Origin of the sequence: Rathayibacter sp. AY1B4 (assembly GCF_002932815.1) — a bacterium.
Taxonomy (GTDB): domain Bacteria; phylum Actinomycetota; class Actinomycetes; order Actinomycetales; family Microbacteriaceae; genus Rathayibacter.
Genome location: NZ_PSWN01000027.1, coordinates 1 through 20,468, shown reverse-complemented (window position 1 = coordinate 20,468; position 20,468 = coordinate 1). Strand labels below are relative to the sequence as shown.

The following is a 20,468-nucleotide window of genomic DNA, read 5'->3' as shown; positions in this document are numbered from 1 at the left end:
GCCCGATGTCCACGTGACGCCGCGGAGGAGGGGAGCGAGGATGGGGGCGTGTCCCGTCGCCTCCTCCTCCCCGTCGCCGGCGTCCTCGCCGCGGCCCTCGCCGCCGGCGGGCTGACGCTCCTCGTCTGGACGATCGACGAGACGCCGTTCGCGCGACCCGACGCCGGCTTCGACCGTCTGACGAGCGAGGTCGCCGCGGTGCCCGGAGTCTCCCTCGACGGCGCCGAGCGCTGGGTCGAGGCGCCGGCGTTCGGCCCGCCGACCTCGTGGGTCGGGGTCGCGGTCGAGGAGCCGGCGCTCGCCGACGCCCTCGCGACGGCCTGCGCGACCGAGTACGCGGATCCGGTGCTGTGGTCGTTCCGGGCGACGTCCGCCGGCGGGAACGCCCTCTCCTTCGCGGGCGCGGAGGAGCCGACCGGCGCGTGCCCCGCTCCCGCTGTCGACGCGTCGGGCCTGCTCGACCGGATCGACGGCCTCGGCCGCGGCCTGGAGCTGCACGCGTCGCTCCGCGAGGGGGCCTTCGCCCTCGACTCCTTCGAGGACGTCTCCGGCGGGCTGCCCGCGCTGCTCCCGATCGTCCGGGCGGCGGAGGACCTGCGGGACGCTGCGGGAGCGGAGCGGGGCGCCCCGGTCGAGATCTCCGGCCCGTGGGCCGCGATCACCGTCGGTCCCGGCGAGCAGGAGCGGACCGCCGCGCTGCTCACGACCCTCGTCGAGGAGCACGGCGTCACCGCCTACTGGGCGACCGAGGACGGCCTGCGGATCGTCGCGCCCGACGGCGGGCACGCCGCGATCGAGGCCGCCGTGCGCGGCTCCGGGCTGCCGGTGGCCGACCGGTCCCTGCGCTTCGAGGCCGACGAGTCCTGACGCCGGGCGGCCGTGAACGGGTGCGGCCTGGCTCAGACCTCGGTGGCGGGTGCTCGACGGGCTCCCCGGCTCACGACGGGAGGCACCTCCAAGACGGGGACTGCACGCTTCATGAACCGGTCGAAGTCCGGAACAGTGAACGCGGCGTACCCGTGCTCGGGAGTGGACAGGAGCCCCATCCCGATCAGCTCCGCGCGGACCGATCCGAGCTGAGTGGACGCGCGCTCCAGAAGCGCCGCGACGTCGCCCGCTTTCTGGGGCTCTGGTCCGAGCTCCGCCATGGCTCGCATGTACGCGGTCTGAAGTGGACTCGCCCGATCGAGTCGCACGCGGAAGAAGGAGCTGTCCAGCTTCGCCTCGTAGGCCTCCCTCGCCAGTTCGACGTCCTCCCGGTGGATGCGATCGTTCTCAGCCACCGTCCAGACCTGGTAGCCCAGTTCCTGGATGAAAGAGGGGTATCCGCTCGTGATCTCGACTGCGAGCTCAACAGCGTCGTCGTCGTAGACCGCGCCCTCGGCCGCTGCCGGCTCTCGGAGAGCCGCTACCGCTTCGTCGTGATCGAGCGAGTCGATCCGCGGAAAGGTGAAGAGCCGCTCGGCGTACGATCTCGCATCGCCCACCAGCTCGGCGATCTGCGGAAGACCGGCACCGACGAACGTGACGGGGAGGCTCCGCTGCACGGTCTTGTGGATGGCTTGGATGAGCGCTTCGAGCTGCGGTGAGTCGAGGAACTGGACCTCGTCGATGAGCAGGACGATCCCCTCGCCCTGCTCGGCCGCCGCTTCACCCACGGCGACGAGGACGTCCGTCAGGTCCAGTCCGAGATCCCGATGATCGGCCACTCCTTCTGCCGGCGGTACACCCCATCCGATGGACCACACGCCGTCCGCTCCGACAGACACCGCGAAGGCGCTCAAGACCGCGGCGGCGTGCCTCCCGCGGTCGGTCCATCTCGCGCGGGGGGACAGGCGGAGGAGTGCCGCCTTGAGCTGAGATGCCAGCACCTGGCGGAACCGGCCCTCGTCGTGCTTGACCGCCTCGAACTCGATCACTTCCCCGTTCTCCTCCTGGGCGATCGTCCGGAAGCTGTTGAGAAGGACCGTCTTTCCGACGCCCCGCAGCCCCGTGATGGTCATCGACTGGTTCGTGCGGCCCCGTCGCAGGCGCGTCAGCAGCGTGCGGAACGCCTGGGTCTGCTCGTCTCTGCCGATGAGGATCTCCGGTCGCGCTCCCGCGTTCGGCGTGTAGGGGTTGTCGACGGCATCCATACGGGCCGGTTCAGGAGTCTTACTGTGCTTTATCCAGATCGAGTGAAGCGCAGTGAAGCCATCGAACGGCGCCCGTCGCGCGCGCCAGGCCGCCAGCTCCTCCGCAGCCGTCAGGACGCGGTGGGTCGGCGAGAGGTCGAGGACGCGCGCGCGTGAGCGCCTGCGAGGCCCGGATCCCGCCTCCTGGACCCGCGACCCAGGGAACGCTGGCAGGATGTACGGGACGGTCGGTGCGCGAGAGCGCGCCGCACGGACGGCACCGCCCGCTGAGAGCGGCCCCGCCCGGCCCCGTCCCGCACACCTCCACCCGCTCCCGACAGCGCTCACAGCGCCGGAGCGACACATCACCGCGGCCCGACCGGGCGCGCGGTCGGACCCTGCGCCGCGCGCCCGCGTCCAGCCACTCCCTCCCGGAAGAACCGCATGAGAAACGCCAGAACCGCCAAGCCCGCCCGCCACCACCTCGAGCTCCCCAAGCCCAAGCCCCTCGAGAAGGGCGCCATGCGGATCACTCCGCTCGGCGGCCTCGGCGAGATCGGCCGCAACATGACCGTCTTCGAGCACAAGGGCAAGCTGCTCATCGTCGACTGCGGCGTCCTCTTCCCCGAGGAGAACCAGCCCGGCATCGACGTGATCCTCCCCGACTTCGCCGCGATCCGCTCGCGCCTGAAGGACATCGAGGCCATCGTCCTCACCCACGGCCACGAGGACCACATCGGCGGCGTGCCGTACCTCCTCAAGGAGCGCGGCGACATCCCGATCATCGCCTCGACCTTCACCCTCGCGCTGATCAGCGCGAAGCTGCAGGAGCACCGCATCACCCCGCGCACGCGCCCGGTGAAGGAGGGCGATCGGATCGACGCCGGCGTCTTCGACCTCGAGTTCCTCGCCGTGAACCACTCCATCCCGGACGGGCTCGCCGTCGCGATCCGCACCGAGGCCGGCCTCGTGCTGCACACGGGCGACTTCAAGATGGACCAGTTCCCGCTCGACGGGCGCACCACCGACCTCCCCGGCTTCGCGCGCCTCGGCGACGAGGGCGTCGACCTGTTCCTGGTCGACTCCACGAACGCCGACGTCCCCGGCTTCGCGATCTCGGAGGGCGACCTCGCCCCCGCGATCGACCAGGTGTTCCGCACCGCGCCGCGCCGCATCGTCGTGTCCAGCTTCGCGAGCCACGTGCACCGCATCCAGCAGGTCCTCGACGCCGCGCAGCGCCACGGCCGCAAGGTCGCCTTCGTCGGCCGCTCGATGGTCCGCAACATGGGCATCGCCGCCGACCTGGGCTACCTCAAGATCCCGGCCGGCCTCGTCGTCGACATGAAGGTGCTCGAGAAGCTCCCCGCGACCGAGATCGTGATGATCTGCACCGGTTCGCAGGGCGAGCCGATGGCGGCGCTCTCGCGCATGGCCAACAAGGACCACATCATCGACATCGGCCCCGGCGACACCGTGCTGCTGGCCAGCTCGCTGATCCCCGGCAACGAGAACGCGATCTACCGGATCATCAACGCCTTCACCCGCTGGGGCGCCACCGTCGTGCACAAGGGCAACGCCAAGGTGCACGTCTCGGGTCACGCCAGCGCGGGCGAGCTCGCCTACTGCTACAACATCCTCCGCCCCACCGCGGTGCTCCCCGTGCACGGCGAGTGGCGCCACCTCACCGCGAATGCGGCGATCGCGACCCGCACCGGGATCGACGAGAAGGACGTCTTCGTCATCGAGGACGGCGTCTCGATCGACCTGGTGAAGGGCCGCTCGCGCATCAGCGGGCGCATCCCGGCCGACCAGATCCTGGTCGACGGCACCACGATGGGCGTCGCCACCGAGGACGCGATGAACGACCGCATCGTCCTCGCCGAGGAGGGGGCCATCACGGTCCTCGCCATCGCCGACCTCGACCGCGGCACGCTCGGCGAGCCGGTCGAGTTCTTCACCCGCGGCTTCGTCGAGGAGCCGGGCTGGAAGGCCAACGCGAGCAAGGCGATCGACGACGCCGTCCTGCAGGCCGCGGGCAAGCCGGTCGAGCTCGAGGCCATGGAGGCGCTGATCACGCGCACCCTCGGCCGCTGGCTGACCCGCCGCCACCGCCGGAACCCGGTCATCACCACCATCGTCGTCGAGGAGTAGGCGCCTTCCACGCCGGCCTCCGCCTCCGCTACCCCCTGCCCCGCGAGGCGCGGGCGGAGCAGAGTGGGAGGGTCGGCAGGTCGCCGACGCGAAGGGAGAGCGCCATGAGCACCGACCGCACCACGGGTGAGGACACCGAGAAGACCGAGGACCTCCCCGACGGCACCGGGACGGACACCTCCTCCGGTGGCGGCGACACCGACACCGTCTCCGGCGGCGAGCCGGACGAGCCCGCCGAGTAGGGCCGTGAACGACGAAGGGCGGGACCGCGAGGTCCCGCCCTTCGTCGTTCCGCCGATCAGACCAGCGGACCGTCGCTCTCACTCGAGCGGCGGGTGACCTGCTCGCCGCTGGCCGGGTCGACGGCCGAGCGCGTGGTCGAGACGGCCTGGCGGCGGCGCGTCAGCAGGACCAGCCCGAGGATCAGGCCGACCGCTCCGGCCGCCATCAGGATGTAGCCGACCAGCCTCAGGTCGATCCCGGACACCTGCACGTCCACCGCGAAGGCGAGGACCGCGCCGACGACGAGGAGGAAGATCCCTGCTCCGATGCTCATTGCGTGCTCCTTCTGACTGCCGCCGGAGCGCGCGCGGGAAGCGCGCAGGGGCACCGGCGATCGCCCCACGGTAGACCCGAGGTCCGGCGGCCCCCAGGCCTTCCGGCGGGAGCCTCCGGGGGTGTAGGGCGGTGAGGGTCAGCGGTCGGATACGCGGAGCATCACGCGGGTGCGGTCGGCGCGGGTGACCAGGCCCTCGATCAGGAGGAACACGCGGTACTCGAGCCGGTACTTCGCCAGGAACACGCGGCCCAGGCGCTCGACCTCGCCGGGGTCGGCGTCGATCTCCGCGGCGGCCTCGACCGGCACCGCGTAGTCGGAGACGCGGCCGCGGCGGTCGCACGGGACGAGGGTCACCCGCGCGTCGTTGCGGAGGCGCTTCACCTTGCCGCTGCGGCGGGGAGTGGTGACGATCAGCTCGTGGCCGTCGCGGGCGATCCAGACCGGGGTCGAGACGGCGTCCCCGGACTTCCGGAACGTGGTGAGCGAGACGAAGCGCTCGTCGGCGAGGGCGGTGAGGTCCTGGGAGAGGGGCATGTCCGAAGTAGAGCGGCCGGGAGCGGTCACCGCAAGCCTCCGTGGCACCTCGATCCGCCCCCGTAGGGTGGAGTGATGACCGACGCGACGCCTCTGATCGGCCCGACCGAGGCGCCCGATCTGCACGTGATGACCTACAACATCCGCCGGCGGATGCCGCGCCTCACCTCCCGCGCCGTCGACCAGTGGGACCGGCGTCGCCCGCTCGTCCAGCGGGTGCTGGAGCAGGAGCGCCCCTCGATCCTCGCCGTGCAGGAGGCGCTGCCGGACCAGTCGGCCGCCGTGCACGAGGCGCTGGGCTCCTCCTTCGAGGCGATGGGCTTCGGCCGGGACGCGGACCGCGGCGGCGAGCGCGTGATGCTCTTCGTCGACCGCAGCCGCTACGCCGTCCGGCACTGGACCCAGATCGCCCTCTCGGACACCCCGGACGTCGCCGGCTCGCGCAGCTGGGGCAACCGCATCCCGCGCACCGCCGTGATCGCGGAGCTGACCGATCACGCGACCAGCCGCGAGCTCACCGTGATCTCGACCCACTTCGACCACATCTCGCGGCGCTCGCGCCAGCGCTCCGCCGAGCTGATCGCCCGCCGCGTCCTCGAGCTCGGACGCCCCGCGATCGTCATGGGCGACACCAACACCGACGTCGACACCGTCCCCTACCGGACGATCCTCGAGGAGGGCCGCCTCGCGGACGCGTGGGAGACGACGGAGAAGCACCTCACCCACTCGTGGAGCACCTTCTCGAACTACCGCGCGCCGGCGCCGGGCAAGCGGATCGACTGGCTGCTCGTCAGCGAGGGCGCCTTCGAGGTCGTCTCCGCGGGGATCAACGCCGTCCGCTACGGGGGAGCGGCGCCCTCCGACCACGAGCCGGTCCAGGCCGTGCTGCGCTTCACGAAGCCGTGAGCGGCTCCGCCCTCGTCGAGACCTTCCTCGAGCCCCCGCGCACCCGCGGGGAGTGGACGGCCGACGGCATCCGCGCGATCGGGGCGGCGAGCATCGTGGCGGCCGCGATCGGCTGGGACCTGGTCGACGTGGCGGTGCTCGCGCTCGCGGCGATCGGGCTGGTGCTGCCGCGCTTCCTCGGCATCCGTCCGGCGCTCGACGCCCTCTTCGGGCTCGCGCTGCTCGTGGCGTCCTGGAGCAGCGTCCTCGGCCTGTACGAGGCGTGGCCGCAGTGGGACCTGGTCGTGCACTGCGTGCTCAACGGGCTGATCGCCGCGGTGGCCTACATCGTCGCCGCGCGGGCCGGAGTCGTGCCGGCCGTCGCGGGCGATCGCGGGCCGCTGCTCCCGGCGGTCGTGCTCTGCGCCTGCTTCGGGACGACGGCGGGCGTCCTGTGGGAGTGGGGCGAGTGGGCGGGGCACCGCTTCATCGACTCCTCGATCTTCGTCGGCTACGAGGACACGCTCGGCGACCTCGCCGCCGGTGCGCTGGGCTCGATCCTCGTCGGCGCGCTGATGCGCTTCTGGTCCGCGAAGTCCCGGGTGGTCGGACCGGGCGCCTCGCGCGGCGTCGGAGGTGCGGCGTAGCCTGTCCCGCATGTGCGGCCGCTTAGCGATGGACTCCGAGACCGATGAGCTGATCCGCGAGTTCGTCGCCGCGGGCGGGCGCGCCGAGGACTGGGCGCCCGACTACAGCGTCGCTCCCACCGACGTCGCGCCGATCGTGCGCGAGCGGCTCCACGACGGCGAGCGGGAGCGCGAGCTGGAGCTCGCGTCCTGGGGCTTCACCCCGTCCTGGTCGAAGGGCAGGGGGCCCTCGCCGATCAACGCGCGCCTCGAGTCGGTCGCGACGAACGGCCTGTTCCGCGGGGCGTTCGCCAAGCAGCGCGCGATCGTGCCGATGCGCGGGTACTACGAGTGGGAGACCCGCGCCGACGGCAAGCAGCCCTGGTTCCTGCAGGGCGAGGAGCCGATCCTCGCCGCGGCCGGCCTCTACACGGCCCGCAAGGAGGGCGACGACTGGCGCGTCTCCTTCACGATCATCACCCGCGAGGCGCGCGACGCCTCCGGCGAGGTGCATGACCGGATGCCCGTGTTCCTGACGCCCGACGTGCGCGACGCCTGGCTCGACCCGGCTCCGCTCGCCTCCGCCGAGGAGATGCTCGCCACCCTCGACCGGGCGTCCGTCGCGATGGCCTCGACCGTCACGGCCCACCCGGTCGACCGCCGCGTGAACAACTCCCGCGCCGTCGACCGCCGCGACCCGGGCCTGCTGACGCCGATCGCCTGACGCCGTTTGCTCGGTAGGCGCGGGACGCTCCGCGCGGTCTGCGGAACCTCGGGCCGAGGGCGGACGACCGGCGGTGGGTGGACCGGAGAGCACGGGAGGGGCGGAGCCGCGGCCCCGCTCCTCCCGGGCGTCCTATTTCGTGCCGGCGTGACCCGGGAACGGCTTGCCGTTCAGCGAGACCTCGTCGGGGTCGACCTCGACGTCGCCCACGTCGTCCGGGCCGCCCGTGCCGGGCACGGCCTTCACCTCGGCCGAGCCGGAGACCTCGGTGCGGCTCTCCGCCGGGTCCGAGTCCTGCTTGGCCTCGGTCTCGCGCTCGCTGCCGGGCGACTCCGAGATGTCCTTCTCGATGGTCTCGCTCTCGGAGGAGGTGGCGGGCGCCGCCCCGTCCGGCTTGCCGATGGTCGAGCCCTGGTCGTCCTGCTCCGTGCGGTCCTGGTCCATGTCGTCGCCTTTCGTCGGGACCTCCGACGCTACGTCGGGGCGCGCGCGGGGGCACCCGCTTGACAGCCCGGCCGGGGGAGGGCGGCGTGCAGGGTCGACGTACTACCCTGGGTCGACGGTCGCACCGGGGGGCGCGGCACACCCGCCGCCGACCGCGAGGAGGACTTGTGGCATCCCACCGGACAGGCGACACCCGCATCGTCGGGACGACGGTCGACGGCCGGTACACGATCGAGGAGCTCATCGGCCGCGGCGGCATGGCCACGGTCTACCGGGCGCGAGACGGCGTCCTCGGCCGCTCCGTCGCGCTGAAGATGTTCGCCCCCGGCATCGACGACGCACAGGACCTGCAGCGCAAGGCGTCCGAGATCCGGCTGCTCGCGGCCCTCAACCACCCCGCCCTCGTCACGCTCTACGACGCGCACGACGGCGGCGACGACACCAACGGCCAGGCCTACATGGTGATGGAGCTCGCCGAGGGGCCGAGCCTGTCCGAGCGGCTCGCCGAGGGCCCGGTCGCGCCGAACGACGTCGCCTCGATGGCGGGCGACCTCGGCGAGGCCCTGCACACGGTCCACGCGGCCGGAGTCGTGCACCGCGACGTGAAGCCGTCGAACGTGCTGCTCGTCCCGAGCCCGCTGACCAGCCGCGAGTTCCGCCCGAAGCTGGCCGACTTCGGCATCGCCTCCCTCATCGACGCGACGCGGATCACCGCGCCCGGCACCCTCATCGGCACCGCCGCCTACCTCAGCCCCGAGCAGGCGCACGGCGACCCGGTCACCTCGGCGAGCGACATCTACTCCCTCGGCCTGGTGCTCCTGGAGTCGCTGACCGGCCGCCGCCCGTTCACGGGCTCGGCGATCGAGGTCACGCTCGCCCGCCTGCTCCGCGACCCCGAGGTCTCGGAGTCGCTCGGCAGCGGCTGGACCTCGCTCCTGACCTCGATGACGCGGCGCGAGCCCGGCGAGCGTCCCGCCGCGCTGCAGGTGGCGGAGTCGGCACGCCGCCTGATCGATCCGCGGCGCGACTCCCCGCCGGCGGCCATCGTCGTCCCCGACGTCCCCGCCACCCGGGTGATGTCCACGGAGCCGCTCGCCGAGACCGAGCCGATCACGCGGACGGAGGCGCTCGACCCGACCCGCCGGCTCGCGGCCGACGCGCACCCGGCCACGGAGGCGATCGCTCCGACGCAGCGCTTCACCGCGACCGAGCGGATCGCTCCGGCACCGCGGATCGCTCCGGCACCGCAGACCGCTCCGGCGCCGCGCACGGCTCCGCTCCGCTCCGCGGCCGCCCCTCCGCAGCGCCGCGGCCCGAGCCCGTGGCTGATCGTGCTGGTGCTCGCGCTGGTCGCGGTCGCCGTCGGGCTCGCGATCATCCTGATCGACGGTCCCCAGTCGCCTCTGCCGCAGGTGGACGGCGAGCTGGGCGACCACCTCCGTCAGCTGCGCGAGAGCATCCGCTCGTGAGGGGCCTCCGACTGCGCGCCGCCGGCGCCGTGCTCGCCTCGGTCCTGCTGCTGAGCGGATGCTCCTCCGCGCCGCAGGGCATCGACGAGGGCACCGCCCAGACCCTCGACGACGCGGTGGTGGCCGTCGCCGAGAAGGCCTCGGCCGACGACTACCAGGGCGCTCTCACCGAGCTCGCCTCGCTGCAGTCGGCGCTCGACGCCGCGCTCGCCGAGGACTCCGTCAGCTCCGACCGCGCAGCGACGGTGCAGGCGCAGGTCGACGTCGTCCGCGCCGACCTCGAGGCCCTGATCGCGGGAGCCCCGGAGCCGGCGCCGGCCGAGACGACCGCCCCGGCTCCCGAGGAGACGACCCCGGTCGAGGAGGAGCCGGAGGACACGCCGGCCCCCGTCGAGACCGAGGACGACCCCGCCCCCTCGCCCGAGGAGTCGGAGCCGGAGGAGACGCCGACCGAGCCGGAGGAGCCCGCGGAGGAGACCCCGGCCGCTCCCGGTGAGGACGCTCCGGGGAACAGCGGGGACGCTCCGGGGAACAGCGGCGACGCACCCGGGAACAGCGGGAACGCTCCCGGCAACGGCAACGGCAACGGCAACGGCAACGGCAACGGCAACGCGGGCGGCAACGGCAACGCGGGCGGCAACGGCAACGCGGGCGGCAACGGCAACGGCCCCGGCGCTCGCGGTGCGGCGACCGGCGTCGGCGCCCCCGCGGGCAGCGGTGCCGCGCCCGGGGCCGCGAAGGGCCCCGGCGGCCGCTAGAGCGCTACTCCTGCGTCGAGAGCACGGCGAACGCCGCGTCGAGCTCGACGTCCACGTCCGTGCCGTCCTCGCGGGTGACCTCCACCTCGAAGGCGTGGTCGGCGTCGTCGCTGCGCTCGGCCTCGGTGACGGTCCCGGAGCCGACGGCGCCCAGCGCCGCCTCGCTCGCGCGGGCGAGGTCGTCGCCGGTGAGGTCGTCCGGGTCCACGGCGGCCGCGGTCGGGTCGCCGGCAGGCACGCTGTCGTCGTCGGAGCCGGCCTGGAGGGCGCGGTCGTCGGGGTCCACGGACACGACGGCGAAGGAGTCGTCGAGGCGCACCTCGTACTCGAGGCCGTCGCGGTCGGTCAGGTCCAGCTCGTAGCCGGTGGCGCCGTCGTCGTCGCGCTCGGCCGAGGTGACGGTCCCGCCGCCGATCTCGGCGAGCGCGGCCTCGCTCGCGCGGTCCAGGTCGCTGCCGGTGAGGGAGTCGGACCCCTCGAAGCCGTCGGTCGCGGCGTAGGCGATGCCCGTCCCGGCTCCGATCAGCACGACCGCTCCGGCGATCCCGGCGATGATCTTCGTCTTCTTCTGCACGATGGCTCCGTCCCGGCGCCGCTCGTCGACGCCTCCAGCACTCTCGCGGTCGGGCGCTGAAGCAGGCCTGAAGCGCCCGCTCAGCGGACGAGCGGCACCCGCACCTCGACCCGGGCGCCGCCCAGCGCCGAGTCGCCGACGACGACCCGTCCGCCGTGCGCCCGGGCGATCCCGGCGACGATCGCCAGGCCGAGGCCCGACCCTCCGGCGTCGCGCGCCCGGCCCTCGTCGAGGCGGACGAAGCGCTCGAGCACCCGCTCGCGCTCCGCCGCCGGGATCCCCGGCCCGTCGTCGTCCACCGCGAGCACCGCCTCCGCTCCGTCGATCCGGGTCGAGAGCGCCAGCTGCGAGGAGCGGTGCCGCACCGCGTTGTCGACCAGGTTGCGCAGCGCCCGCGAGAGCAGGGCCTCGTCGGCCACCGCCTGCACGGGCGAGATCCCGCTCGCGTCGACGCGGGCCCCGGAGTCGCGCAGGCGCCGCACCTCGCCGAGGGCGAGGTCGTCGAGGTCCACGGGAGCCGCCGCCACGGCCAGGCGCGCCTCGTCCGCCCGGGCGAGCAGCAGCAGGCCCTCGATCAGCCCGCCGAGCCGCACCGACTCCTCCGCGACCGTCCTCGCCAGCCGGGCGGAGTCGAGCCGGTCCGGGTGCGCGATCGCCACCTCCGCGGTCTGGCGCAGCGCCGCGACGGGGGAGCGCAGCTCGTGCGAGGCGTCCGAGACGAAGCGCCGCTGCCGCTCCTGCCCGCTCTGCAGCCGATCGAGCATCCGGTTGAGGGTGTGCGCCAGCCGGTCGACCTCGTCGCCGGAGCCGGGAGCGGCGATCCGGCGGTCCAGGGCGGAGGAGGTGACCGCCTCGGCCTCCTCGCGCATCCGCTCCACGGGGCGCAGCGCCCGGCCGACGACGACGGCGCACACCACCGCCACCAGCGCGATCAGCAGCGGGACGGCGACCGCGAGCAGCCCGATCGTCGTGGACACCGCCTCCTCGCGGCCCTCGTCGGGCACGCCGACCACGACGAGGGAGTCGTCGTCGAGCTCGCGGGCGGCGACCACCACCGGCCCCTCGTCGTCCACGTCGACCGTGACCGGGTCGTCGCTCTCGGCCAGCGCGAGCGGAGGGAGGTCCTCCGCGTCCTCGCCCGCGGCGGCGACCCGCCCGTCGACCACGAGCTGGACCAGTCCCTCCGAGCCGCGGACGGCCTCCGGGCCGCCCTGCTCGACCAGCGCCGCGACCCGCTCCGCCTCGGCGTCGGCGGCGGAGGCGGCGCTCGAGGCGAGCACGGAGGAGAGGACCAGGACGAAGAGCACGCTCCCGAGGAGCGCGGCGGCGGCCACCACGGCGGTCGCGGCCGCGGTGATGCGGGTCCGCAGGCTCCGGCGGCTCACCCGGCCACCAGCGTGTAGCCCGCCCCGCGCCGGGTGCGGAGGGTGTCGCGGCCGAAGGGCCGGTCGATCTTGTTGCGCAGGGTGCGGACGTAGACCTCGACGATGTTCGGGTCGCCGTCGTAGTCGAAGTCCCAGACGGCTCCGAGGACGTCGCGCTTGGAGACGACCTCGCCCGCCCGCGAGACGAAGTACTCGAGGACGCTGAACTCGCGCGCGGTCAACGGCACGGCGACTCCGCCCCGCTCGACGGTCCGGGACGCCGGATCCAGCACGAGATCGCCGACGACGCGCACCGTGGGCCGCTCGGCGGCTCCACGGCGGATGAGGGCGCGCAGCCGCGCGACGAGCACCGGGAACGAGAACGGCTTGGTGAGGTAGTCGTCGGCGCCGGTGTCGAGGGCCTCGACCTGGTCGAGGTCGCCGTCCTTCGCGGTGAGCATCAGGATCGGGGTCCAGTCCTCGGCGGCGCGCAGCCGCTCGCAGACGCGGAAGCCGCTGACGTCCGGGAGCATCAGGTCGAGGACGATGGCGGCGTAGTCGGCCTCCTGCGCGTACCAGAGGGCGTCGGTGCCGGTGGTGGCGGTGTCCACGGCGAAGCCCTCGGCCTCCAGGCCCGTCTCGAGGGCGCGGAGCAGGTTGATCTCGTCGTCGACGACCAGGATGCGGATGGCGGCCTCCCCGGGCTCGGCGCGCGGGGGCCCGCGCGAGCCCAGGCTAGCCGCGGCCCCGCTGAAGCCCGCCTGAAGCGCCGGCGGACCACCGCGTCCCGCCGAGGCGCCGGCTCCCCGCCGGGACACCGGCCGGAGCGCGGTGTCCCGGCGGGACGCGCGGCGCCCGGGCGCGAGCGCGGGTCACTTGTCGCGGTCGGTGTACTCGCCCTCGCCCTCGGCGGAGGTGCCCGCGGCGCTGGTGTCGACGTAGCTGCCCTTGTCGGCGGTGCTCTGCTCGTTCACCGAGGTGTCGACGTAGCTGCCCTCGGCCTCGCCGGCGGTGTGCGAGACGCCCTCGGTCGAGGTGTACTCGCCGCCCTCGGTGTCCTCGGTGCTCGTGCCCTCGGCGACGTGACGGCCGTGGCCGGCGGCGTGCTCGTCGTGACCCTCGTGGTGGTCATGGTGCTCGTGACCCTCGTGGTGCTCGTTGTCGTGGTCGTGGTGGGCCATGGCGGCCTCCTCGCTTCGTCGCGTCGGTGCGCGGTCGGATCGGCCGCGCTCGCTCCGAGACTTCTGCATCGGGGGCGGGGGTGCAAGACGTGGCGGCTGCACATCCGTGCCACGCAACTCCTACCGGCGCCGGATCCGTCCGCCTAGCCTCCGAGGATGAGCAGACCCCCTCGCACCCGCTGGAGCGTCATCGGCCAGCTCGGACCGGCGTTCGACGACGGCGGTCCGATGCTGCTGGTCGAGGCCCGATCGGCGTTCGGGCGCCGCCCGATGCACCGCGCCAAGGCGCAGCTGCTGCTGTCGGCGCTCCGCCACCGCGCCCGCGAGCTCGGGGACCGCGCCGAGTACGTCCGCTCCGAGACCTTCGGCGAGGCCCTCGCCGGGCGCGACGACCTCGAGGTGATCGACCCGCCGACCCGCGGTGGCCGCCGCCTCGCCCGCAGGCTCGGCATGAGCGTCCTGCCCAGCCGCGGCTTCATCACGGCCGAGGAGGACTTCCGCGAGTGGGCGCTCTCCCGCTCGGGCAGGCGCCTGCTGCTGGAGGACTTCTACCGGTGGAGCCGCGAGCGCACCGGCGTGCTGATGCGCGGGGACCAGCCCGAGGGCGGCCGCTGGAACTACGACCACGACAACCGCCAGCCTCCGCCCAAGGGCGCCTCCCGGCTCGGCCTCCCCGACCCGTGGTGGCCGGAGGAGGACGACATCGACGAGGAGGTGCGCGCCGACCTCGCGCGCTGGGAGGCCGAGGGGGCGGTCCGCCTGGTCGGCGCCGACGGTCCGCGCCGCTTCGCCGCGACGCCCGCCGAGGCCGAGGCGGCGCTCGCCGACTTCGTGTCGTCGCGCCTGGGCGACTTCGGGACCTACGAGGACGCGATGCTCTCGGGCGACTGGACGATGGCGCACTCGCTGCTCAGCGCCCCGATGAACCTCGGCGTGCTCGATCCGCGGACGGTCGTCGAGGCGGCCGAGGCGGAGTACGCCGCCGGGGGCGCGCCGATCGCGGCGACGGAGGGGTTCATCCGCCAGATCCTCGGCTGGCGCGACTACGTCTGGAACCTGTTCTGGCACCTCGGGCCGGAGTACCGGAACCGCAGCCGCGCGCTCGGCGCCTCCACGCCGCTGCCCGCCGAGCTGCTCGCGCTCGACCCGAGCGGCATCGAGGCGAACTGCCTGCACGAGACGCTCGACGACGTGCACCGGCACGGCTGGGCGCACCACATCCAGCGCCTGATGGTGCTCGGCAACTGGGGACTGCAGCGGGGGTGGGATCCGGCGGAGCTCAACGACTGGTTCGTGGACGTCTTCGTCGACGGCACGGAGTGGGTGATGCCCGCGAACGTGATCGGGATGTCCCAGCACGCCGACGGCGGCGTCGTCGCGACGAAGCCGTACGCCTCGGGCGGCGCCTACATCAACCGGATGTCCGACTACTGCGGCGGCTGCCGCTTCGACCCGAAGGTGCGCCTGGGCGAGAACGCCTGCCCGGTGACCGCCGGGTACTGGGCCTTCCTCGACCGGGCCGAGCCCGTTCTCCGCGGCAACCACCGGATGGCGCAGCCCCTCGCGGGCCTGCGCCGCCTCGCTGACCGCGAAGCGGTGGTCGACCAGGAGCGCCTGCGCGAGACGTACTGACGCGGGGCCGGCGGCGCGCCCGCCGCTACTCCGCCCGCACGAAGCGCGACACGGTGACCGCGACCGTCACCGCGGTCGTCCCCTCCACCGCCGCGAGCCGCGCGTCCAGCGCCTCGGGATCCACGTGGTGGGCACTCGGCCCCATCAGCACCTCGGCGCGCAGCTCGTCGACGTTCATCAGCACCGTCGTGTCGAGCTCGATGCGCTCCTCGAGCGCGAACCCCGCCAGCTGCTCGTCGAGCCGCTCCGCCTTGCCGGCGTCGATGCCCAGCATCCCGAACCGCTCGCGGATCTCGTGCAGGTGCCTCTCGCGCGGAGTGACGACGACGGCGACGCCGCCCGGACGGAGCACCCGCCGCATCTCCGGGGCGTTCCGCGGCGCGAAGACGGTGAGCAGCGCGTCGGCGGAGGCGTCGGCCAGCGGGAGGGGCTGCCAGAGGTCGGCGGTCGCGATCGCCGCCCGGGGGTGCGCGCGGGCGGCGCGGCGGGCGGCCGGGGCCGAGAGGTCCAGGCCCAGCCCGTCCGCCGCCGGATGCGCCTCGAGCACGGCCGCGAGGTACGCCCCGGTGCCGCAGCCCAGGTCGACCACGAGCCGTGCGCCGGCGGGGACGGCCGCGGCGACCGCGTCCTGGATCACCCGGTAGTGGCCGGAGCCGAGCAGGTCGGCGCGGGCCTGCACCATCGCCGTGGTGTCGCCCGAGGTCGCGTGCCTCCCGCGCAGGAGCGAGGCGTAGCCCTGGCGCGCGAGGTCGGCGCTGTGCCCGAGGGGGCAGCGGAGCGAGGAGGGGCGGGGGAGCGCGTCGGGGGCGAGCGCGCCGCCGCAGACCGGGCAGGCGAGGGCGGGCAGCACCGTCGATCCGGGTCGGGCGGCCGGATCGAACGCGCTCACTCCGCGCCGGGCGCGCGCGCCCGCATGGCGGTGACCGCCGCGTTCAGCGTCGCGATGGTCGGCACCGCGAACAGCGCTCCGGCGAGCCCGGCCACCTCGAGCCCGGTCGCGACTCCGAGCACCACGGCGAGCGGATGCACCTTCACGGCGGTCCCGAGGATGAGCGGCTGCAGCACGTGCCCCTCGAGCAGGTGCACCAGGATCACGACGCCGACCATCACCAGCGCGGCGACGGGCCCGCTGAACAGCAGAGCGACCAGTGCGGCGAGCGCACCGGTCACGATCGCACCGAGGATCGGGACGAACGAGCCGAGGAACACCACGATCGCGATCGGCACGACGAGCGGCAGCTGCAGCGCGAGCGCGCCGATGCCGATGCCGACCGCATTGATCCCGGCGACGCCGAGCTGCGCGATCACGAACTGGCTGAGGGTCCGCCAGCCGGCGGCGCCGCCGCGCTCCATCGCGGGGCGCGCGCGGCGGGGGAGGAGGCGGAGGAACCAGTGCCAGATCCGGCGGCCGTCGAGGAGCAGGAAGATCAGCGAGAACAGGGTGAGGAGGGTCCCTGCGAAGACCTCGGCCAGCTGGGAGCCGACGGCGAGGGCGCCGGACGCGATCGTCGACGCCTGCGCGTCGGCCCAGTCGACCGCGCGCTGCGCCCAGTCCGAGAGCTGCACGTCCGAGAACGACAGCGGCGGGCTCCGCAGCCACGCCTCGACGCCGTCGACCGCGTCGAGGGCGCGCTGCCCCACTCCGCTGAAGCCGGAGCGGGACTGCACGACCACCAGCCCGACGAGGCCGGTCAGCAGGAGGAGCATCAGGACGATCGAGACCAGGACCGCGAGCGGGCGGGGGAGCCGCAGGCGCTCGAGCCGGTTCCGCAGCGGAGTGAGGAGCGCGGTGAGCAGCAGCGCGATCAGCACCGGCACGACGATCACGGGCAGCAGCGAGACGAGGCGCACGAGGAGGTAGAGGAGCCCGGCGACGGCGAGGAAGCGCCACGACCAGGCGGCGGCGATCCGCATCCCGGTCGAGACGTCGCCCGAGGCGTCGTCCGGCGAGTCCGCGAGGGCCGGAGCCGGGACCGCTGCCGGGGGAGCGGCGTCCGCAGGCGGGGTCGTCGCCGTGCCGTGCCGCTCGTCGCGCGCTCGCCGTCCCCGCATGACCCCTCCGATCCTCTCGCAGTGTACGGCGGAGCGGCCGTCCGGGACCGGGAGGGAGCCCGGGGGCGCCCCGCCTGGAGGGATCCGGGCGCCGGATGCGCCGGCAGCGGCTCGTCCGGAGGGCGGAACGCGCCGGATCGCGCCGTCTCCGCCCCGTTCCCCGCCTCGGCCGCGGGAGGCCGGTCCGCGCCGGTAGCGTCGCGCGGGTCGATGCCGAGCGAGGAGGGCGACGGATGCTGGAGGCGGTTCTCGCGATCGCCGCGTGGTGCGCGGGCGCGGTGCTCGTCGTCAGCGGTGCCCTGAAGCTCGGCCGCACGGAGCGGTTCCGGGCGAGCCTCGAGGCGCTCGGGGTCCCCCTCCTCCTCCGGCGCCGCGGCTGGTTCGCGGCCGCCTTCCCCGCCGTCGAGATCGCGCTGGGCGCCGCGGTGGTGCTGGCGCCCGCTCCGGCGCACCGTGCCGCCCTCGTGCCGGTGGCGCTCCTCGACGCCGTGTTCCTCGTCGTCGCCGTCCGCGCGGTCCGCGCGACGGAGGACGTCGACTGCGAGTGCTTCGGCGGGCTGGGCTCGGCGCGGATGACCGGACGCACCGTCGCGAGGAACGCGGTGCTGCTCGCGCTCGCGGTCGCCGGGGCCCTCGGCGGGCTCGCTCCGGCCGCGCTGCTCGGCGGCGGCGGTGCCTCGGCGGCGGCGTCCGGGCTCGCCGCCGCTCTCGCCGCGGTCTCGCTCGTGCTGGTGCGCGACCGCCGTGCGGCGTCGACGGCCGCTCGCGTCCGGGCGGCCGCCCGCCTGTCCGCAGCCGACAGGGAGTCCGCGCCGGGGCGCGCGCCCGAGGGCGACCTCTCGGCCGCCGACCTCGCGTTCGTCACGGTGGCCGGCGAGCTCCTGACGCTCGAGGAGCTGTCCCACCCGGCGACGCACCTCGTCTTCTTCTCGCCCTCGTGCGCCGCCTGCCACGAGCTCGTCGAGCGCTTCCGCTGGTGGCCCCACGGCCTGCGCCCGGGCGAGGAGCTGCTGCCCGTCCTCCTCGGCAGCCGCGAGGACTTCGCGGTGCACGCCGTCTACGGGCCGCTCGTCGACCACGCCCTCTACGATCCGGAGGGCCGCGTCGCCGCCGTCCTCGGCCGAGCGGGGACGCCGGGCCACGTGCTGCTCACGCCCGAGCGTCCGCTCGGCGACGGCTGGACCTCGGGAGCCGTGTCGATCGAGGCGCGCGTGCTCCGGCCCGGATTCCTCGCCGAGCTGCAGGCGGGCGGCCAGGACCCGGCGCCGGCGGCGGGTGGCGCGGTACCGGCGGGGTGACGACGGCCGGCGGGCGGAGCGGTGCCGCCGGGCTCACGACGAACGACCGACGGCGGCCGGGCTCAGCGGCGCTCGAACTCGCCGGACATCGAGCCGTGCACGGGGTGGGCGGGATCGTCACCGACGGCGCGGGAGGGATCGTCGATCTCGACGGCGCGGGACGGGGCCTCCTCGTCGCTCGCGTCGAGGCCGAAGCCGTCCTCGAGCAGCTCCTGGGCGATGCGGCTCGAGAGGCCGCTCCTCTCGCCCGGTCCGGGGTCGCTCTCCGGGTCGACGGGGGCGGCGAACGCCTGCTCGAGTCCGGACGCCGGCATCCCGGCGTCGTCGATCGAGTCGGCTCGTCCGTCGGAGGGTCCTCGTGCAGGTCTCGGCATGCGCCCGAGCGTAGAGGACGGGCCCCCGGAGGTCGACGCTCCGTCGCGCACTGCCGGGCCGCCTGCGCGCCGGGTCAGTCGTGCAGCGACCAGGAGTGGGGAGCGACCTGGACGCCGCCGACGGTCGCCGTCTCGTCGTCGATGTTCAGCGCGAGCCGCGCGGTGCGTCCCTCCGGGCCCTCCGCCACGAGCATCACGGCGGTGTTGGAGAGGTCGACCGTGCGGGTGCTCGCGCCGACCAGCCACGGGTTCCGTCGGCGGAACGCGACGACCTCCTGGTGGGCCCGGTAGGCCTCCCCGCCCGGCCACTCGGCGGGATCGGCCGGGAACTCCGGGCGGATCGCGTCGTCGCCGCCGATCCGCTCCTCCTTGACGCCGCGCAGGCCCCGCTCGTCGCCGGAGTAGATGCTCGGCACGCCTGCGACGAAGCCGAGGATCGCCGTGGCGTGGCCGTGGTGGCGCTCGTCGCTGACGGCGCTGGCGATCCGGGTCACGTCGTGGTTGCCGACGAAGGTCAGGGGCAGGAACTCGCGGACGAAGTCGTCGTGGCGCTTCAGGGACCAGGCCAGCTCGAAGAGGTTCGCCTCCTCGAGGGAGTTGCGGACGGCCTTCCAGAGCTCGTACTGCGTGACCGAGTCGAGCCCCGACTCCCGCACGTAGCCGGTGTAGTCGCCGTGGATGACCTCGCCGACGAACCACGCGTCGGGGAAGCGCTGCCGCACCGGGTCGATCGCCGCGTGCCAGGCCGCCGGCGCGACCGCGTACGCCGCGTCGAGCCGCCAGCCGTCGATGCCCCGCTCGAGCCAGTGCGCGAGCACGGAGGACACGTGCTCCGCGACCTCGGGGTTCCCGTTGTCGAGCTCGACCAGAGCGTCGTGCCCCTCGAACACGTCGACGCGGAGGCCGTCGACTTCCTGCGACCGCTCGCTGCGGGAGAAGCGCGCCGCCTCGGGGGAGCCCTCGCCGGCCGCGACGGCGGCACGCCACCAGGGGTGCTCCCGTCCCACGTGATTGAAGACCCCGTCGAGCAGCACCCGGATCCCGCGCTCGCGGCACGCGGCGATCAGCGCGTCGAGGTCTGCCTCGTCGCCGAGGCGGGGATCGATCCGGAAGTGGTCGACCGTGTCGTAGCCGTGGGTGGAGGAGGCGAAGACCGGCCCGAGCAGCAGCCCGTTGCAGCCCAGCGCCAGCAGGTCGTCGAGCCAGGGGAGCAGGGCGCGGAGGCGGTGCTGCGGCTCGTCGTCCGGACCCGGACCCTCCGAGGCGCTCGCCTCGGCGCCCGTGAAGCCGAGCGGGTAGACGTGCCACCAGATCGCCGTCGAGATCCAACCGTCCGTCTGAGCCATCGTGGCCGTCCTCCCGGCCCGCTCGGGCGCGGGCCGCCGTCACTGTAGCGAGGCGGGCTGGACCGGAGCCGCGCCCGCTCACGGGCCGGGCCGCAGGGCGGTGATCCAGGCCAGCACGGCCAGGCCCGCCCGCACGGAGGCGGGTGCCGTGACGGAGCAGACGAGCAGTGCGAGAGCCGCGCAGGCGAGCCCGGCCACCGCGCTCCTCCGCTCGCCCGCCCACCGCAGCGCCCGCACGGACGCGATCACCGCGGCGACCGCCACGGCGACGGCGGGGAGGGCCCAGAGCGGATGCACGGAGGACGCGAGCGCGAGCAGGCCCAGCGCGAGCGCCGCGAGCCCGGGCTCGTACGGTCTGCGGGCGGGAGGGTGCCGTCGGGGAG

At 74.4% G+C, this 20,468-nt stretch carries 23 protein-coding genes; 10 read left to right on the top strand and 13 right to left on the bottom strand.

Annotated features, from left to right (window positions below; genetic code table 11):
• The first annotated feature begins 48 nt into the window (after window positions 1-48).
• The gene (locus C5D66_RS14690) at window positions 49-867 is read left to right on the top strand and encodes a hypothetical protein (RefSeq protein WP_104274453.1); all 819 of its coding nucleotides are present in this window, start codon (window positions 49-51) and stop codon (window positions 865-867) included.
• 32 nt (window positions 868-899) lie between these two features.
• On the opposite strand, the gene C5D66_RS14685 is transcribed toward C5D66_RS14690, so the two are convergent.
• Window positions 900-2,135 (bottom strand): ATP-binding protein, encoded by a 1,236-nt coding sequence (locus C5D66_RS14685; protein WP_104274454.1) that lies wholly within the window; start codon window positions 2,133-2,135, stop codon window positions 900-902.
• A 423-nt stretch (window positions 2,136-2,558) separates the two neighbouring features.
• On the opposite strand from C5D66_RS14685, the gene C5D66_RS14680 reads away from it, so the two are divergent.
• Together C5D66_RS14680 and C5D66_RS17295 are read left to right on the top strand one after the other, a co-directional pair.
• A complete protein-coding gene (locus C5D66_RS14680; RefSeq protein WP_104222925.1) occupies window positions 2,559-4,265 on the top strand; it encodes a ribonuclease J in 1,707 nt (568 codons plus the stop codon).
• Between the two features lie 104 nt (window positions 4,266-4,369).
• Window positions 4,370-4,507 (top strand): hypothetical protein, encoded by a 138-nt coding sequence (locus C5D66_RS17295; RefSeq protein WP_159940924.1) that lies wholly within the window; start codon window positions 4,370-4,372, stop codon window positions 4,505-4,507.
• A 56-nt stretch (window positions 4,508-4,563) separates the two neighbouring features.
• Here C5D66_RS17295 and C5D66_RS14675 read toward each other — a convergent pair whose 3' ends face one another.
• Together C5D66_RS14675 and C5D66_RS14670 are read right to left on the bottom strand one after the other, a co-directional pair.
• Window positions 4,564-4,821 (bottom strand): DUF6458 family protein, encoded by a 258-nt coding sequence (locus tag C5D66_RS14675; RefSeq protein WP_104256466.1) that lies wholly within the window; start codon window positions 4,819-4,821, stop codon window positions 4,564-4,566.
• Between the two features lie 138 nt (window positions 4,822-4,959).
• Complete coding sequence (locus C5D66_RS14670) at window positions 4,960-5,358, bottom strand: PPOX class F420-dependent oxidoreductase (RefSeq protein ID WP_104246944.1); 399 nt, start codon at window positions 5,356-5,358, stop codon at window positions 4,960-4,962.
• A gap of 75 nt (window positions 5,359-5,433) precedes the next feature.
• Between C5D66_RS14670 and C5D66_RS14665 the strand changes: the two genes are divergently transcribed.
• The 3 genes from C5D66_RS14665 to C5D66_RS14655 are packed head-to-tail and all read left to right on the top strand — an operon-like array spanning window position 5,434 to window position 7,593.
• On the top strand, window positions 5,434-6,264 hold the full coding sequence (locus tag C5D66_RS14665) for an endonuclease/exonuclease/phosphatase family protein (protein WP_104256465.1): 831 nt from the start codon (window positions 5,434-5,436) through the stop codon (window positions 6,262-6,264).
• Window positions 6,261-6,890 (top strand): hypothetical protein, encoded by a 630-nt coding sequence (locus C5D66_RS14660; RefSeq protein WP_104256464.1) that lies wholly within the window; start codon window positions 6,261-6,263, stop codon window positions 6,888-6,890. The genes C5D66_RS14665 and C5D66_RS14660 overlap by 4 nt, the downstream gene beginning before the upstream one ends.
• A gap of 10 nt (window positions 6,891-6,900) precedes the next feature.
• Window positions 6,901-7,593, top strand: a complete 693-nt coding sequence (locus C5D66_RS14655; RefSeq protein WP_104256463.1) for an SOS response-associated peptidase — start codon at window positions 6,901-6,903, stop codon at window positions 7,591-7,593.
• A 132-nt stretch (window positions 7,594-7,725) separates the two neighbouring features.
• Here the strand turns inward: C5D66_RS14655 and C5D66_RS14650 are convergent, their stop codons facing one another.
• On the bottom strand, window positions 7,726-8,037 hold the full coding sequence (locus C5D66_RS14650) for a hypothetical protein (protein WP_104222919.1): 312 nt from the start codon (window positions 8,035-8,037) through the stop codon (window positions 7,726-7,728).
• A 167-nt stretch (window positions 8,038-8,204) separates the two neighbouring features.
• Between C5D66_RS14650 and C5D66_RS14645 the strand changes: the two genes are divergently transcribed.
• Together C5D66_RS14645 and C5D66_RS14640 are read left to right on the top strand one after the other, a co-directional pair.
• Complete coding sequence (locus C5D66_RS14645; protein ID WP_104256462.1) at window positions 8,205-9,506, top strand: serine/threonine-protein kinase; 1,302 nt, start codon at window positions 8,205-8,207, stop codon at window positions 9,504-9,506.
• Window positions 9,503-10,264, top strand: a complete 762-nt coding sequence (locus C5D66_RS14640; RefSeq protein ID WP_104256461.1) for a hypothetical protein — start codon at window positions 9,503-9,505, stop codon at window positions 10,262-10,264. Before C5D66_RS14645 ends, C5D66_RS14640 begins: the two co-directional genes overlap by 4 nt.
• Window positions 10,265-10,268: 4 nt before the next feature.
• Here C5D66_RS14640 and C5D66_RS14635 read toward each other — a convergent pair whose 3' ends face one another.
• The 4 genes from C5D66_RS14635 to C5D66_RS17395 form a co-directional block, all read right to left on the bottom strand.
• Window positions 10,269-10,838, bottom strand: coding sequence for a PepSY domain-containing protein (locus C5D66_RS14635; protein ID WP_104256460.1), 570 nt, complete (start codon window positions 10,836-10,838; stop codon window positions 10,269-10,271).
• A gap of 80 nt (window positions 10,839-10,918) precedes the next feature.
• Window positions 10,919-12,223 (bottom strand): ATP-binding protein, encoded by a 1,305-nt coding sequence (locus tag C5D66_RS14630; RefSeq protein ID WP_258063954.1) that lies wholly within the window; start codon window positions 12,221-12,223, stop codon window positions 10,919-10,921.
• A complete protein-coding gene (locus C5D66_RS14625; protein WP_104249963.1) occupies window positions 12,220-12,891 on the bottom strand; it encodes a response regulator transcription factor in 672 nt (223 codons plus the stop codon). Before C5D66_RS14625 ends, C5D66_RS14630 begins: the two co-directional genes overlap by 4 nt.
• A 183-nt stretch (window positions 12,892-13,074) precedes the next feature.
• A complete protein-coding gene (locus tag C5D66_RS17395; RefSeq protein WP_219814518.1) occupies window positions 13,075-13,383 on the bottom strand; it encodes a hypothetical protein in 309 nt (102 codons plus the stop codon).
• Window positions 13,384-13,539: 156 nt separating this feature from the next.
• On the opposite strand from C5D66_RS17395, the gene C5D66_RS14615 reads away from it, so the two are divergent.
• Window positions 13,540-15,015 carry a cryptochrome/photolyase family protein gene (locus tag C5D66_RS14615; RefSeq protein ID WP_104256459.1) on the top strand — a complete coding sequence of 492 codons (1,476 nt, stop codon included), beginning with the start codon at window positions 13,540-13,542 and terminating at the stop codon, window positions 15,013-15,015.
• Between the two features lie 25 nt (window positions 15,016-15,040).
• Here C5D66_RS14615 and C5D66_RS14610 read toward each other — a convergent pair whose 3' ends face one another.
• Both C5D66_RS14610 and C5D66_RS14605 read right to left on the bottom strand, forming a co-directional pair.
• Window positions 15,041-15,865 carry a methyltransferase domain-containing protein gene (locus C5D66_RS14610; protein WP_374953327.1) on the bottom strand — a complete coding sequence of 275 codons (825 nt, stop codon included), beginning with the start codon at window positions 15,863-15,865 and terminating at the stop codon, window positions 15,041-15,043.
• A gap of 35 nt (window positions 15,866-15,900) precedes the next feature.
• A complete protein-coding gene (locus C5D66_RS14605) occupies window positions 15,901-17,067 on the bottom strand; it encodes an AI-2E family transporter (RefSeq protein ID WP_104256457.1) in 1,167 nt (388 codons plus the stop codon).
• Between the two features lie 233 nt (window positions 17,068-17,300).
• On the opposite strand from C5D66_RS14605, the gene C5D66_RS14600 reads away from it, so the two are divergent.
• On the top strand, window positions 17,301-18,365 hold the full coding sequence (locus C5D66_RS14600) for a MauE/DoxX family redox-associated membrane protein (protein WP_104256456.1): 1,065 nt from the start codon (window positions 17,301-17,303) through the stop codon (window positions 18,363-18,365).
• Window positions 18,366-18,427: 62 nt separating this feature from the next.
• Here the strand turns inward: C5D66_RS14600 and C5D66_RS14595 are convergent, their stop codons facing one another.
• The 3 genes from C5D66_RS14595 to C5D66_RS17290 all read right to left on the bottom strand — a co-directional run.
• Window positions 18,428-18,739: a hypothetical protein gene (locus tag C5D66_RS14595; protein WP_146078496.1), complete on the bottom strand. Its 312-nt coding sequence runs from the start codon at window positions 18,737-18,739 to the stop codon at window positions 18,428-18,430.
• Between the two features lie 74 nt (window positions 18,740-18,813).
• Window positions 18,814-20,085, bottom strand: coding sequence for an alpha-amylase family glycosyl hydrolase (locus C5D66_RS14590; protein ID WP_104256455.1), 1,272 nt, complete (start codon window positions 20,083-20,085; stop codon window positions 18,814-18,816).
• 78 nt (window positions 20,086-20,163) lie between these two features.
• Window positions 20,164-20,468, bottom strand: a 305-nt coding sequence (locus C5D66_RS17290; RefSeq protein WP_219815201.1) for a hypothetical protein, incomplete at its 5' end; no start/stop codon positions are given.